Below are 14,868 nucleotides of genomic sequence, written 5' to 3'. Positions count from 1 at the left end.
TGCCTGCGGCCCTATTCCGCTCATAAAGTCGTTGCCGGGCGCTGCCCGCTCAGCCCAGCTCCAGGCTGGCGTCCATCAGGCGCTGCGTGTAGGCCTGGCGCGGCGCATCGAGCACCTGCATGACCTCGCCGCTCTCCACCACCTCGCCATCCTTCATCACCAGCACCTCATGGGCCATGGCCCGGATCACCGCCACATCGTGCGTGATCAGCACATAGCTCAGGCCGCGCTCGCGCTGCAGGCGCTGCAGCAAGGCCAGCACCTGCTGCTGGATGGTGACATCGAGCGCGCTGGTGGGCTCGTCCAGCACCAGGATCTCGGGGTCCACGATCAGCGCGCGGGCAATGGCCAGGCGCTGGCGCTGGCCGCCGGAGAACTCATGCGGATAGCGCTCGAGCAGGCCCGGGAACTGGGCCTCGGTCATGCCCACTTCCTGCAGCAGCGCCAGCACCTGCTGCTGTAGATCCGCTGGAGCCAGCTGGGGCTGCGCCAGCTGCAGGCCTTCGCCCACCATCTCCTGCACCGTCATGCGCGGCGACAGCGACGAGAACGGATCCTGGAACACCACCTGCACCTTGCGGCGCAGCTGCTGGTTGGCCGCGCTGTTGCGCTGGGCTGGCAACTGCCAGGTCTCTTGGCCAATGCGCAGCTCGCCCTGGCTGGGCAGCAGGCCCAGGATCGCCTGGGCCAAGGTGGATTTGCCCGAGCCCGACTCGCCAATCACCCCCAAGGTCTGACCCCGGCCCAGCGCCAGGCTGGCGCCGCGCACCGCGTCGAACCGGCCCTTGCGGAACCAGCCCGCTATGCCCGGCAGCGGCGTGGCATAGGCCACCTGCAAATCGCGCGTCTGCAGCACCGTGGGTGCCTCAGGCTGGCGGGCCACCACCTGGCGCTGGGGCGTGCTGGCCAGCAGCTTTTGGGTGTAGGCATGCTGGGGCGCGGCAAACACCTCGGCCACAGCCCCCTGCTCCACCAGCCGGCCTTTTTCCATCACCGCGACCCGGTCGGCAAAATGGCGCACCAGCGGCAGGTCATGGGTGATCATCAGCACCGCCATGCCGGTCTGGCGCTGCAAGTCGCTCAGCAGCTCCAGGATCTGGCCGCGCAGGCTCACATCGAGCGCCGTGGTGGGCTCATCGGCAATCAGCAGCTTGGGCCGGCAGGCCAGCGCCATCGCAATCATCGCGCGCTGGCGTTGGCCGCCGCTGAGCTGGTGCGGGTAGCTGCCGGCGCGCCGCTGCGGCTCGGGGATGCCGGTTGTGGCGAGCAGCTGCACCGCCTGCTCCCAGGCGGCCTTGTCGTCCAGGCCTTGCTTGAGCTGCAGCACCTCGGCAATCTGCGCGCCCATGGTCATCAGCGGGTTCAGCGCCGTCATCGGCTCCTGAAAGATCACCGCAATCTCATCACCACGCACCGCCTGCATCTCTCGCTCGGAGATCTGCAGCAGGTTGCGCCCGCCCATCAGCGCTTCGCCGCGCAACTGGGCCTCGCCCACCAGGCGCAGCAGCGACAGCGCGGTGATTGTCTTGCCAGAACCTGATTCGCCGACCAGCGCCAGCTTCTCGCCGGCCTGTATGCAAAAGCTCAGGTCCTTGACCACATCCTGGCCGCCAAAGCCCACATGGAGGTGGTTGACCTGGAGCAGCGGCGCGGGCACGGCCACCGGGGATTGTGCTTGCTCACGCATGGCGGGTCTCCTTGGCATCTGCGCTGGCTGACGGCGCTGGCTGAGCCGAAAGCGCAGCAGGCGCTGCGCCAGCGCGCGGCGAATTCAGCTGCTTGCGCGGGTCCAGCGCATCGCGCAATGCATCGCCCATGAAGGTGAGCAGCAGCAAGGTGGTCACCAGCACCGCAAAGGTCGACAGCGAAATCCACCAGGCATCGATGCTGTTCTTGCCCTGATTCAACAGCTCGCCCAGGCTGGGGGTGCCCGGGGGCACGCCCAGGCCCAGAAAATCCAGCGATGTCAGGGTCAGGATCGCGGCACTCATCTGGAACGGCAAAAAGGTGACCACTGGCGTCATGCTGTTGGGCAGGATATGGCGCCATATGATTTTCCAGCTCGGCACGCCCAGCGCCCGCGCCGATTTCACATAGTCCATCTGGCGGTTGCGCAAAAACTCCACCCGCACATAGTCGGACAGCGCCATCCAGCCAAACAGGCTCAGCAGCACCAACAGCAAGCCGGCACTGGGCGCCAGCACCGCGCTGAAGATGATCAGCAGGTACAGGATCGGCATGGCGCTCCAGATCTCGGTAAAGCGCTGAAACACCAGGTCCACCTTGCCGCCAAAAAAGCCCTGTATCGCACCGGTGAGAATGCCGATCAGCGTGCCGACGGCCGTCAGCGCCAGGCCAAACAGCACGCTGACGCGAAAGCCGTAGATCAGCTGGGCCAGCAGGTCACGCCCCCGGTCATCGGTGCCCAGCCAGTTGTCCGCCGAGGGTGCCGAAGGCGTGGGCGACTTGGCAAAGTAGTTGATGGTGTTGGGGCCATAGCGGTTGAGCGGAAAGATCGCCCAGTTGCCATCCTTGCGCAGCTGCTGCTGGATGAAGGGGTCGAGAAAATCGGTGGCGGTGTGGAAGTCGCCACCAAAGCTGGTCTCCGGGTAGTCCTTGGCGAGCGGGAAATAGGTCTGCCCCTCATAGCGCACAACGAGCGGCTTGTCGTTGCTGATCAGCTCGGCAAACAGGCTGAGCACCACCAGCACCACAAAGAGCAGCAGGCTGTAAAAGCCCAGTTTGTTGGACTTGAAGCGGCGCCAGGCGCGGGCCGCAGGCGAGCGGCCGGGGGGAAGTGGGGAAACAGGCTCGGTCATCGTTATGGTCTGCAGAGACGGTGTGGGCACCGTCCCCCTCCTGTCACTGAATAGGGCGGCCTGGGGCCGACGTTGGCAACGGTGGCGGCGAGGGCACGGGGTGCTGCGCTGTCGCCATTGGCCGACAGCCAAACGGCGCGCCATCGGCCATGCTCTGCGCCATGCCTGCCACCCACACGCCCTCCGCCTTGCGCACCGCGCTCAAAAGCATTGCCATTTTTGAAGCGCTCAAAGGCTTTGCCGCGCTGCTGGGCCTGTTGGGACTGCTCAGCCTGCTGCACCACGATCTGCACCGCCTCGCGCTGGAGCTGATCGGCCACGTTGGCCTCTCGCCCGAGGCGCGCTACCCGGCCGTGCTGATTGGCTGGGTGGACAAGATCAATGCCACCCCCATCCATACGCTGGTGCTGCTGGGCGGGACCTATATCGCTGTGCGCTGGCTGGAGGCCTGGGGCCTGTGGCAGGACAAGGCCTGGGGCGAATGGCTGGGCGCGCTGTCCTCGGGGCTGTACATACCGCTCGAAGTGCAGCACCTGCTGGCGCACCGCCATTGGCAAGGCGCGCTGGTGCTGCTGCTCAACATCGTCGTCGTGGCTGTGCTGCTGCGGCGCCTGCAGCTGCGCCGCAAGGCCTGAGGCGCGGCGCCATGCCGCAGGTGCTGGGCTGGCCAATGCGGGCATACGCGACTCAGTCAAACTTGACACGGGGATCCACCCAGACATAGCACAGGTCGCTCACCAGCTTGGTGAGCAAACCGATCAAGGTAAACAGGTACAAGGTGCCCAGCACGACCGGGTAGTCGCGCCGGATCACGCTCTCATAGCTCAAGAGGCCCAGGCCATCGAGCGAGAACAAGGTCTCGATCAACAAGGCCCCGGTAAAGAAGGCGCCAATGAAGGCCGCCGGAAAGCCGGTGACGATGGGCAGCAAGGCATTGCGAAACACATGGCGCCACAGCACCTGGCGCTCGCTCAGACCCTTGGCCTTGGCCGTCACCACATACTGCTTGCGGATCTCTTCAAGAAAGGCGTTTTTCGTGAGCATGGCCGTCACCGCAAAGCTGCCGGCCACCATGGCGGTGACTGGCAAGGTGATGTGCCAGAGGTAGTCGACCAGCTTGGCGGCCCAGCCCATCTCTTCCCAGCCCGATGAGGTGAGCCCGCGCAGCGGAAACCACTGCAGCTGCCCGCCAAAGATCACCAAGAGCGCCACCCCCAGCACAAAGCCGGGTATCGCATAGCCCACCAGCACGATCACCGTGGTGACCATGTCAAACCGACTGCCCGCGCGCACCGCCTTGGCAATGCCCAGCGGCACCGCAATCAGGTAGCTGATGAAAAAGGTCCACAGCCCCAGACTGATGGAGACGGGCAGCTTGTCCTTGATCAGCTGCCAGACGCTTTTGTTCTGGAAAAAGCTGTTGCCCAGATCAAAGCGGGCGAACTGGCCCAGCATCTGCACAAAGCGCTCGATGGGCGGCTTGTCAAAGCCGTACAAGGCCTTGATCTCGTCGAGCCGCTTGGGGTCAATGCCCTGCGCGCCCCGGTAGCCCATGCCCGCGCCCTCCGCGCCCCGGTTGCCGGCCTTGGCCTCTGCCAGGTACTGCTCGACCGGGCCCCCCGGCACGAACTGGATCACCACAAAGGTCAGCAGCAAGACCCCGAACAGCGTGGGAATCATCAGCAGCAGACGTTTGAGGATATAGGCAAACATGCGGGGTGGGCTCCAATGTCAGCACGGGCGGGCAAACGCCGTGGCACTGTGGCAGAAAATGCCGGGGCAGCGCGGCAGGCGCGCTGGGGCGGTCAGAGGGATCATATAACGGCTGGGCCCGGCATCAGAGCAGCTCATGGCTTGGCGGTTGCGGCTGTGAGCGGCGGCATGCGCGCCCACCAGTAGTACATCACCCAGGTCTCGCCCGGCACATAGGCGGGCACCTGCGGGGGCTCCACCAATCGCCAGGCGTCATACACCACGCGGTGGCTGGCGGCATACCACTGCGGAATCAGGTAGTGGCCCGCCACAATGATGCGCTCGAGCGCATGGCAGGCGGGCAGCAGCTCCTGCTCGCTCTTGGCGCTGGCCATCTGGGCAATCATCGCGTCGACCGCAGGGCTCTTCAAGCCAATGAAATTGCCCGAGCCCTCCTGCTCCGCCGCCGCGCTGCCAAACAGCTCGGCGTATTCCTGGCCCGGGATATTGGTGCCCGGCACATTGACCGATATCAGGTCATAGTCGAACTTGTCGACCCGCTGCTGGTAGAGCGCGTAATCGGCCACCCGCAGCCGGAGCTTGATGCCCAGCTTCTCCAGGTTGCGCATCCAGGTGGACACGGTGCGAATGCCGCCCTCGTTGCTGTCGAGAAACTCCAGCTCCAGCGCCTGGCCCTTGGCATTGCGCAGCACGCCATTCCTGTCCACCTTCCAGCCGGCATCGGCCAACAGCGCCTGCGCCTTGCGCAGGTTGTCGCGCAGGCTGCTGCCCTGGTCGGTGCGGGGGGGATCCTGCAGCGGCCCCAAGGTACCGGCGGGCAGGTCTTTCTCAAAGGGCTTGAGCAGGGCCAGCTCGGCGTCGCTGGGGCTGCCATGCGTCTCGCACATGGTGTTGCCAAACAGGCCATGCACGCGCTCGTAGGCTCCGTAGAACAGCTGGCGCTGCATCCACTCGTAGTCAAACGCCAGGCCCAGGGCCTCGCGCACCCGCACATCCTGCAGCACTGGGCGGCGCAGGTTCAAAAAGTAGCTCTGGAAGCCCGAGGGCAGCTTGTTGGCGAAGTCCCCCTTGCGCAGCTCACCCCGGTCAAAACGCTTGCCATAGAGGCGGCGCGCCCAGTCGCCGGCGCTGAAAAAGCGCATCACATCGAACTCGCCGGCCTTGAGCGCCTCCAGCTTGGCGGTGTTGTCCTTGTAGATCTTGACCGTGACCCGGTCAAAATTGGCGCTGCCCACGCGCACGGGCAGGTCCTTGGCCCAGTAGTCGGGGTCGCGCACGTAGGTGATGTCGCGGCCAAACACCACCGGGCCGATCTTGTAGGGGCCGCTGCCAATGGGCATATCGGTCACGATCTGGTCAAAGCGCTTGGGCTTGCCATCGGCGCCCAGGCCCCAGTCGCGGCTGAAGACCGGCAGGCTGCCCACGGTCAGCGGCAGGTCGCGGTTGGGCTTCTTGAAGCGAAAGCGCACCGTGCGGTCGTCGATGACATCGCAGCCCTCCACATCGGCCAGCAAGGTCTTGTAGCCGGGCGTGGCGTACTGGCTGATCAGCGCCTCGTAGCTGTGCTTGACATCCTGGGCCAGCACCGGTTTGCCATTGTGAAAGCGCGCCGCCTTGCGCATCTTGAATGTCGCGGACATGCCATCGGCGGCCACATCGATGTCCTCGGCCAACAGGCCGTAGCCGGTTGTCGTCTCGTCCAGGCTGGCGATCAGCAGGCTGTCAAACAGCATGTCGCTCAGGTAGGCCGGGGGCGAGCCTTTGATCGTAAAGGGGTTGTATTTGTCAAACGTCGAGTAGCGCAGCGCACTGACCAGGCGCAGCTCACCGCCCTTGGGCGCCTCGGGGTTGGCATAGGCAAAATGCTTGAAATCCGCCGCGTAGCGCGGCTCGCCCCAGAGGGCGTAGGCATGGCTGGCCCAGGCAGGCGCTGCCGCGGCAGCACACAAAATCAGCGGAAGGCAGAATCGCATGCGACAATTCTGCCCTAGCTGGCCACCTGTGCAAGCGTTTACCCCCGAGAAACGCTTTGCGCCGGTGCCCAAGTCTTTTTTGGCCATGCCCTTATGGCGTGGCACTTATCAGGAGAAGAACAATGGGTTTTCTGACCGGCAAGAAACTGCTGATCACGGGCGTGCTGTCCAACCGCTCTATCGCTTATGGCATTGCCAAGGCCTGCCACCAGCAAGGCGCCGAGCTGGCTTTCAGCTATGTGGGCGAACGCTTCAAGGACCGTATCAGCGAGTTTGCCGCCGAGTTCGACTCCAAGCTGGTGTTCGACTGCGATGTGGCCGATGACGCCCAGATCGAGAAAATGTTTGCCGACCTGGCTGCGACCTGGGGCAAGTTCGATGGTTTTGTGCACTCCATCGGCTTTGCGCCGCGCGAGGCGATTGCCGGCAACTTCCTGGATGGCCTCTCGCGCGAAGGCTTCCGCATTGCGCATGACATCAGCGCCTACAGCTTCCCTGCGCTGGCCAAGGCCGCCCTGCCCTACCTCAACGACAAGTCGTCCCTGCTGACCCTGTCCTACCTGGGCGCCCTGCGCTCCATCCCCAACTACAACACCATGGGCCTGGCCAAGGCCTCGCTCGAAGCCTCCGTGCGCTACCTGGCCGAGGCCGTGGGCCGCACCGAAGACGGCCGCGCGATCCGCGCCAACGGCATCTCTGCCGGCCCGATCAAGACCCTGGCTGCCTCGGGCATCAAGGACTTTGGCAAGCTGCTCGGCCGCGTGGCCGACGCCTCACCGCTGCGCCGCAATGTGACCATCGAAGACGTGGGCAATGTCGCCGCCTTCCTGCTGAGCGATCTGGCCTCGGGCGTGACCGCCGAGATCACCTATGTGGACGGTGGCTTCAGCCAAACGGCTGGTCTGTCGGCCGACCAGGTCTAAGCTTCAACGCTTAGACAAAAACCCCGCAGGCTTGGTGTCTGCGGGGTTTTTTCATGTCTAGCAGCCTTATCTAGACGCTAAAACGGCGCAGCCGCAAGGCATTGGCCAGCACAAACACGCTCGACAGCGCCATCGCCCCTGCCGCAAACACCGGCGACAGCAGGGTGCCATTGACCGGGTACAGCAGGCCCGCGGCGACCGGGATCAGCGCCACGTTGTAGGCAAAGGCCCAGAACAGGTTCTGGTGGATATTGCGCATGGCGGCGCGCGAGAGCCCGATGGCAGTCACGACGCCGCGCAGGTCGCCGCCCATCAGCACCACGTCGGCCGACTCGATGGCGATATCGGTGCCCGAGCCCACGGCAATGCCGACATCGGCCTCGGCCAAGGCAGGCGCATCGTTGATGCCATCGCCCACATAGGCCAGCGCACCATGCGCAGCCCGCAGCCGCTTGACGGCCGCCACCTTGCCATCGGGCAGCACCTCGGCCACCACCTCGTCAATGCCCAGCTGCTGGGCAATCGCTTCGCCGGTGCGGCGGTTGTCGCCGGTGATCATCGCTACCTTGAGGCCCATCGCATGCAGGCCCTCAATCGCAGCGCGTGTGGTGGGCTTGATCGGGTCGGCCACGGCGATCATGGCGGCCAGCTGGCCATCGATGGCGGCATACAGCGGCGTCTTGCCTTCGGCGCCCAGACGGGCAGCCTCGTCAGCAAACACCGCCACATCAGCGCCCAATTGCCGCATCATGCGGTCTGCACCTACTTCGACCCGCGCAGCGCCCACTTGGGCACGCACGCCAAAACCGGTGACCGATTCAAAGCCGGACAGCGGCAGCAACTGCAGGCCTTCGGCCTGGGCAGCCTGCACAATGGCCTGCGCAATCGGGTGCTCCGACTGGCTCTCAACGGCGGCCACCGCCGCCAGCACGGCCGCGCGTTCAAAGCCGGGGGCCAGCACCAGGTCGGTCAGCGCGGGCCGGCCCTCGGTCAAGGTGCCGGTCTTGTCCACGGCCACCACCTGGGCGTCCTTGAGCAGCTGCAGCGCCTCGCCCTTGCGGAACAACACCCCCAGCTGGGCGGCGCGGCCGGTGGCCACCATGATCGAGGTGGGCGTCGCCAGGCCCATCGCGCAAGGGCAGGCAATGATGAGCACAGCCACCGCATTGACAAGGGCCAGGCTCAGCGCGGGCGATGGGCCCAGCAACAGCCAGAGCACAAAGGTCAGCACGGCAGCGGCCATCACGGCGGGCACAAACCACATGGTCACCTGGTCCACAACGGCCTGGATCGGCAGCTTGCCGCCCTGGGCCTGCTCCACCATGCGGATGATCTGCGCCAGCACCGTGTTGCCGCCCACTTCGGTGGCCTTCAGGGTCAAGGCGCCCTTTTGGTTGATGGTGCCGCCCACCACCAGGGCGCCGCTGGTCTTGTGCACCGGCACGGGTTCACCGCTGATCATCGATTCGTCGACATAGCTCTCGCCATCTGTCACCCGGCCGTCGACCGGGATGCGCTCGCCGGGGCGCACCTGCACGGTATCGCCGGGCTGCACCGCATCAATGGCCAGTGATTGCCAATCGCCATCGCGCAGCACCCAGGCCGTCTTGGCCTGCAGCTGCACCAGGCGCTTGATCGCCGCCGAGGTATTGCCCTTGGCGCGTGCCTCCATCCAGCGGCCCAGCAAAATCAGCACTACGATCACCGCCGCGGCCTCGAAATAGACATGCACGGTGCCCGCTGGCAGTACGCCAGGCGCAAAGGTGGCCACCAGCGAATAGAGATAGGCCGACAAGGTGCCCACTGCCACCAGCGAGTTCATATCGGGCGCGGCCCGCGCCAGCGCAGGCAGGCCCAGGCGGTAAAAGCGCCGGCCCGGCCCGGCCAGCACCAGGCTGGTCAACACCCACTGCAGCAGCCAGTTGCTCTGCTGGGGCAGCCATTGGCCCACCCAGTGGTGAAAGCCCGGCAGCATGTGGCCGCCCATCTCCAGCACAAAGACCGGCGCGGCCAGCAAGGCCGCCAGCCACAGGTCACGCAGCAGCCCGTTTTGCGCTTGCTGCTGGCGCTGGCTCTGCGCATCATGGGCATCGGCCGCCTCGCTGGCCTCACCCACCTGCGGCACAGTGCGGGCGGTATAGCCGGCCTTAGCAATAGCAGCCATCAGCTGCTCGGCATGCACGCCCGCCGTCAGCTGCACCGTGGCCCGTTCGGTAGCCAGGTTCACGGCGGCGGTCTGCACGCCGGGCACGGCTTTTAACGCGCGCTCCACGCGGCCCACGCAAGAGGCGCAGGTCATGCCTTCGACTTCCAGCTCCAGCGCATGCACAGGCACGCTGTAGCCGGCTTTGTGGACCGCTGCCAGCGCCTGCTCCAGCACCTGGGCGGCGGGGGCCTGGTCGCCCAGTTGCAGGCTGGCCTGCTCGGTGGCCAGGTTGACATGGGCGCTTTGCACGCCGGGCACGGCCTGCAAGGCGCGCTCGACCCGGCCGACGCAGGAGGCGCAGGTCATGCCCTCGATCGGCAGTTGCAGCAGCGGGGTGGCGGATGGGGTGGTTTGGGCAGTCATGGCGGGAGTCTTTCTATCCATGGCAGGAACTCTAAAGATTGCCATGGTGTGAATGTCAAGCCCCTGCCCACAGCGGGTGCAAACACGACATGGGCAACGGGGGCAGCGCCGCCCGCAGCCTTACCAGTTGCTCTGGATCTTGCGCCGGCCTTCCTGCGGGAATGCGGGCTTTTGCGGCACATAGGCGCCGGGCTGCGGCTTGGGCGCGGCCGTGCTGCCTGCAGCGGCTGCACCTGCACCTGCGCCTGTCCCTGCGCTGGCACCCGCGCCTGGCGCTGCGGCGCCGGCCTGGCTCAGCCAGGTCACCACTTCCGAGCGGTCGGCGCGGGTGGCAAAGTCACTCGCCGTCAGTCCCTGCTGGTTTTTCAGCTTGGGGTCGGCGCCTTCCTTGATCAGCAGTTGCACGGCGCTGCGTGTGCCGTACTGGGCGGCCATCATCAACGGCGTGGTGCCATTGGGCGATGCGGCATCGATATAGGCGTGGTGCTCCAGCAGCAGCGCCACCATCTGCAGGTCGGAGCCATCTTCGCTCGGGGCCGAGACGGCATAGTGCAGCGGCGTCCAGCCCTCGCGGTTCACATCGGCGCCCCGGGCAATCAAGGCCTTGGCCAGATCGACCTGGCCCTTGATGGCAGCCATCATCAGCGGTGTCTCGCCCTTGGCATTGGCCAGGTTCACATTGGTGGTTGGCAGCGCAATCATGCCCTTGGCCGCGCGGTAGGAGTCGAGCTTGAAGGCCTGCGTCAGGCCCGTTTCGCCCTTCTCGCTCACGGTGTTGGGGTCAAAGCCGCGCTGCACCAGCGCCTCGATGCCCTTGGCGTCATCGCGGATGATGCGGGTGAAGAAATCGTCATACGAGCCCGCTTGCGCGGCCGCGCAGGCCAGCCACAGGGCCGCCGCGCAGGCCGCTCGAAGCACAGACAAAGAACCAGGTGTAGCAGGCAGCTTCATGACAGCACTCCGCTGAAGAGTCGATCGAAATTGCGGTTGGTGGCCTCGGCCACCGCTTCCACGCTGGTGCCGCGCACCTGCGCAATCTGCGCGGCCACATGCGGCACATAGGCGGGCGTATTGGTCTTGCCCCGAAACGGCACCGGCGCCAGATAAGGGCTGTCGGTCTCGATCAGCAGCCGGTCCTCGGGCACAAAGGCCGCGACATCGCGCAGATCCTGCGCCTTTTTGAAAGTGATGATGCCCGAGAACGAGATGTAAAAACCCAGGTCCAGCGCCGCGCGGGCGACTTCCATGCTCTCGGTAAAGCAGTGGAACACGCCGCCTGCGGCATGGGCGCCACCGGTCTCGCCCTCTTCGCGCAGCAGACGCAAGGTGTCATCCGATGCGCTGCGGGTGTGGATCACCAGCGGCTTGCGTACCTGCTGGGCCGCGCGAATATGCGTGCGAAAGCGCTCGCGCTGCCACTCTAGATCAGCCACCGTGCGGCCGCCCTTGCGGTCTTCCATGCCGTAGTAGTCCAGGCCTGTCTCGCCAATGGCCACGACGCGCGGCAGCGCCGCGCGCTCGACCAGGTCCTGCACGCTGGGCTCGGTCAGCCCTTCGGTATCGGGGTGCACACCCACGCTGCACCAGAAGTTGTCATAGCGCATCGCCAGCGCATGCACGTCGGGAAACTCCTCCATCGTGCAGCTGATGCACAGCGCGCGGGTCACCCGCGCCTCGTCCATCTTGGCGCGGATGGCAGGCAGGTCCTGAACAAGCTCGGGAAAGTTGAGGTGGCAGTGGGAGTCGGTGAACATCAATCGTCAACGCTGCAGACGCTCAAAGCGCCGCAGTCCAAATACAAAGAACTGCTGCCATTGTCCCCGCTCCGGCTGCTCCGACGGTCGCGACCACCGTAAAACCCTGTCAGCCCGGCTAAGAAATCGGGGTGGGACAGGGTCGAATCCAGTGCTTAGAACCTGTTCAATGTCTCCTCGCGCCGCGACAGTGTCTTTGCGAGATGGGATGCTAGGGGGGCGCCCAGCCGCGCAACACCGCAGCAATAGCCCAGCTATTGCGAGGATTGGCAACAACGCAGACCGCCCCTGCCCGGGCGGCCCTCGCCGGGCGCCCCTTCCCGGGCAGCGCAAAGCCACTGTCCCTACGGGTTGGAGTGAAATCGGGCGATTTCTGCGCGCTGGCCCTTGCTTGCACCCCGGTGCAAGCTGCGTTCCATCCCTTCGAACTCATCCCGATTGCGCTCCAACGCGGCTGCGTAGAGACTTTGAACAGGTTCTTAGATGGTCTGCGTGGCGCGGTCAGCCTGCAAGGCCGTGCCCAAGATCTGTTCAATCTTGTAACGCAGCTCATCCGTCTTGGGATCTTTGGGAAAGCGCACGCCAATGCCCTGGGTGCGGTTGCCACCGGCGCCTGCCGGAGTCACCCAGCCGACTTTGCCGGCAATGGGGTAGCGCTGCGGATCCTGGGGCAAGGTCAGCAGCAGGTAGACATCGTCGCCCAGTGCATAGTCCTTGGGCGTGGGGACAAAGATGCCCCCTTCCTTGAATAAGGGGATGTAGGCGGCATAGAGCGCGGCCTTTTCCTTGATGGCCAATTGCAGCACGCTTGGGCGAGCGCTGGCCGTGCCCGGTACAGGGGTAGGACTGTTCATAGATTCCAAGGATAACCAAATTTTGCTGCCTATTTCCAGATGCCAGCGCAAACACAGGCCACATCAGCGGCCTGTTACACCGGCAGATGGACCCCGCTTAGCGCCGCGACTGCAGCACGCTGGCCGCCTGCGCGACCAGTGCTTCGAGCATCAGCCCCTGGTTGAAGGGGTGCGCCGCCGTGCGCATCGACTGCGTCAAAGCCTTGCTCCAGCGCGCCAGCACCGCCAGCGCCGGGGGCGCAGGCAAATCGGCCGCGTCAAAAAACCGTGGCGCGGCCCCCACACGCAGCATCAGCAAATCATGGCAGAGCTTTTGCAACGCATCGACCACCTCGGGCGCCGACAGGCTGGACAAGGCACCGGGCTGGCCATTGGCCAAATCCTTGGGCAACTTCCTCCAGACCTGGGGCGAGCGGCCGGCATGCATCTGATCCAGCGCATCGTCGGGGCGACCGCCTGCGGCCTGCAGCAGCGCGTCGACCTGGTCTGCCGGCACGTCCTGCGCCACCAGCCAGCTGCGGGCCGATGCGGTATCGGGCCACTGCATGGTGTGCGCCAGGCAGCGGCTGCGGATCGTGGGCAGCAGCTGGTGCGCGGCTTCGGTCGCCAGCACAAAGCGGGCATCGCCCGGTGGCTCCTCCAGCGTTTTGAGCAGCGCATTGGCAGTGACCGCATTCATTTTTTCCGCCGGAAACACCAGCACCGCCTTGCCTTTGCCCCGGCCCGAGGTGCGCTGCGTGAACTCCACCGCATCGCGCATCGCATCGACGCGGATTTCCTGGCTGGGCTTGCGCTTTTTGTCGTCAATGTCCGCCTGGGCCTTTTCGGGCAGCGGCCAGCCCAGCGCCAGCATCTCGGTCTCGGGCATCAGCACACACAGGTCCGTGTGGGCATGCACATCGATCGCATGGCAGCTGGCGCAGTGGCCGCAGGCGCCCTGGGGCGTCGGTGCATCGCACAACCAGGCCCGCACCAGGCCCATGGCCAGCGAGAACTGGCCCAGGCCCGAGGGGCCTTGCAGCAGCCAGGCATGGCCGCGCTGGGCCAGCAGCTGCTCGCGTTGCTGGGCAATCCAGGGCGCGGTGGGCGCCGGTGCTGCGGCTACGGGCTCGGCTGCTGCAGTGTTCTTGGCGGTGGCCATATCAGCCCTCCACTTTGCTGGCCGGCAGCCAACCCTGGGCTGCTACGGCCTGGCGCACCGCCTGCCACACCGCCGGCTTGGGCTGGTGCGAATCGATGCGCGCAAACCGCGCGGGCTGCGCCAGCGCGCGCTCGGCATAACCGGCGGCCACGCGGGCAAAAAACTGCTGGGGTTCGGCCTCAAAACGGTCGGGGGCACGTGCACCGGCCAGGCGCTCGGCGGCCACCTCGGTGGGCAGATCAAACCAGATGGTCAGGTCAGGCTGGCGCAGCGCGCCCTCACCCAGCTCGGGCCGGGCCTGCACCATGCGCTCGAGCACCTGCAGCACCTGCAGGTCAAAGCCGCGCCCGGCGCCCTGGTAGGCAAAAGTGGCATCGGTAAAACGGTCACACAGCACCACATCGCCCCGGGCCAGCGCCGGCTCGATCACCTGCTGCAGGTGGTCGCGCCGGCCCGCAAACACCAGCAAAGCCTCGGTCAAGGCATCCATGGGTTCTTGCAGGAACAGCGCGCGCAGCTTTTCGGCCAGCGGCGTGCCACCGGGCTCGCGCGTGCTCACCACGTGGCGGCCTGCGGCCAGGAAGGCATCGTGCAAGCCCTGGATATGCGAGGATTTACCGGCGCCGTCAATGCCTTCAAAGCTGATAAACAGGCCGCGCGAAGCAGCTGGAGAAGATGCGGGAGAAGATGGAGTCATGCTGCGCCAGATTGTACGTGCCCGCCCACACCCCTGATGGGTTCAGGCGGCAGGGTCAAAGTCCGCATCACCGGCCACGCCGCGCTTGCGGGCCACGCCGTAGGCGGTCAGCACCTGGTGGGCGACCATGTCCACGCTGGGGCGGGTCACGCCATCGCGGTCGACCCAGACCTTGGGGGTCAGACTGCCCGACAGGCAGATGCTGTCGCCGTCGCCCAGGCCCAAAAGCGCTGCGACCGGCGCATCGTCAAAAGCGATGACGTTGACAATCAGCATCTCGCCATCGCCCGCGCCCGCATTGGCACGCACCTTGGCCAGTGCATACGGCTTGCCGGTTTTACTGCTGCGCTCGACCGGCTGACCCAGTATGCGCCCGGATACCAATCCATCCATCATGCTTTGATCCCCCCATACAAGCCTTGCAG

General features: G+C 65.6%; 13 protein-coding genes. 2 read left to right on the top strand and 11 right to left on the bottom strand.

Translation table 11 applies throughout. From position 1 onward, the window contains the following. Window positions 1-49: 49 nt before the first annotated feature. Window positions 50-1,687: an ABC transporter ATP-binding protein gene (locus tag ACPEE1_RS10715; RefSeq protein WP_182342055.1), complete on the bottom strand. Its 1,638-nt coding sequence runs from the start codon at window positions 1,685-1,687 to the stop codon at window positions 50-52. Beyond that, a complete protein-coding gene (locus ACPEE1_RS10710; protein ID WP_423936308.1) occupies window positions 1,680-2,819 on the bottom strand; it encodes an ABC transporter permease in 1,140 nt (379 codons plus the stop codon). The genes ACPEE1_RS10715 and ACPEE1_RS10710 overlap by 8 nt, the downstream gene beginning before the upstream one ends. 161 nt (window positions 2,820-2,980) lie before the next feature. Between ACPEE1_RS10710 and ACPEE1_RS10705 the strand changes: the two genes are divergently transcribed. Continuing rightward, a complete protein-coding gene (locus ACPEE1_RS10705; RefSeq protein WP_116924468.1) occupies window positions 2,981-3,454 on the top strand; it encodes a DUF2127 domain-containing protein in 474 nt (157 codons plus the stop codon). Between the two features lie 52 nt (window positions 3,455-3,506). Here ACPEE1_RS10705 and ACPEE1_RS10700 read toward each other — a convergent pair whose 3' ends face one another. Together ACPEE1_RS10700 and ACPEE1_RS10695 are read right to left on the bottom strand one after the other, a co-directional pair. Further along, the gene (locus tag ACPEE1_RS10700) at window positions 3,507-4,532 is read right to left on the bottom strand and encodes a microcin C ABC transporter permease YejB (protein ID WP_116924112.1); all 1,026 of its coding nucleotides are present in this window, start codon (window positions 4,530-4,532) and stop codon (window positions 3,507-3,509) included. A gap of 134 nt (window positions 4,533-4,666) precedes the next feature. After that, window positions 4,667-6,505: an extracellular solute-binding protein gene (locus ACPEE1_RS10695; RefSeq protein ID WP_182342058.1), complete on the bottom strand. Its 1,839-nt coding sequence runs from the start codon at window positions 6,503-6,505 to the stop codon at window positions 4,667-4,669. Between the two features lie 122 nt (window positions 6,506-6,627). Between ACPEE1_RS10695 and fabI the strand changes: the two genes are divergently transcribed. Continuing rightward, on the top strand, window positions 6,628-7,428 hold the full coding sequence (fabI, locus tag ACPEE1_RS10690; protein WP_021027875.1) for an enoyl-ACP reductase FabI: 801 nt from the start codon (window positions 6,628-6,630) through the stop codon (window positions 7,426-7,428). 70 nt (window positions 7,429-7,498) lie between these two features. Here fabI and ACPEE1_RS10685 read toward each other — a convergent pair whose 3' ends face one another. The 7 genes from ACPEE1_RS10685 to ACPEE1_RS10655 form a co-directional block, all read right to left on the bottom strand. Then, window positions 7,499-9,997 (bottom strand): heavy metal translocating P-type ATPase, encoded by a 2,499-nt coding sequence (locus ACPEE1_RS10685; RefSeq protein WP_182342063.1) that lies wholly within the window; start codon window positions 9,995-9,997, stop codon window positions 7,499-7,501. A 120-nt stretch (window positions 9,998-10,117) separates the two neighbouring features. Next, complete coding sequence (locus ACPEE1_RS10680; RefSeq protein WP_313900089.1) at window positions 10,118-10,915, bottom strand: ankyrin repeat domain-containing protein; 798 nt, start codon at window positions 10,913-10,915, stop codon at window positions 10,118-10,120. Window positions 10,916-10,944: 29 nt separating this feature from the next. Continuing rightward, window positions 10,945-11,751, bottom strand: a complete 807-nt coding sequence (locus tag ACPEE1_RS10675; protein ID WP_182342066.1) for a TatD family hydrolase — start codon at window positions 11,749-11,751, stop codon at window positions 10,945-10,947. 479 nt (window positions 11,752-12,230) lie between these two features. Next, window positions 12,231-12,605, bottom strand: coding sequence for a PilZ domain-containing protein (locus ACPEE1_RS10670; RefSeq protein WP_182342068.1), 375 nt, complete (start codon window positions 12,603-12,605; stop codon window positions 12,231-12,233). A 97-nt stretch (window positions 12,606-12,702) separates the two neighbouring features. Continuing rightward, window positions 12,703-13,746 (bottom strand): DNA polymerase III subunit delta', encoded by a 1,044-nt coding sequence (locus tag ACPEE1_RS10665; protein ID WP_182342070.1) that lies wholly within the window; start codon window positions 13,744-13,746, stop codon window positions 12,703-12,705. A 1-nt stretch (window position 13,747) separates the two neighbouring features. After that, on the bottom strand, window positions 13,748-14,443 hold the full coding sequence (gene tmk / locus ACPEE1_RS10660) for a dTMP kinase (RefSeq protein WP_116924118.1): 696 nt from the start codon (window positions 14,441-14,443) through the stop codon (window positions 13,748-13,750). 42 nt (window positions 14,444-14,485) lie between these two features. After that, a complete protein-coding gene (locus ACPEE1_RS10655; protein WP_116924119.1) occupies window positions 14,486-14,839 on the bottom strand; it encodes a single-stranded DNA-binding protein in 354 nt (117 codons plus the stop codon). Between the last annotated feature and the right edge of the window lie 29 nt (window positions 14,840-14,868).

The organism is Comamonas sp. 23 (assembly GCF_049601575.1).
Taxonomy (GTDB): Bacteria; Pseudomonadota; Gammaproteobacteria; order Burkholderiales; family Burkholderiaceae_C; genus Comamonas; species Comamonas squillarum.
Note: the sequence above shows the minus strand (reverse complement) of the source record. Positions and strands in the feature narration are given on the sequence as shown.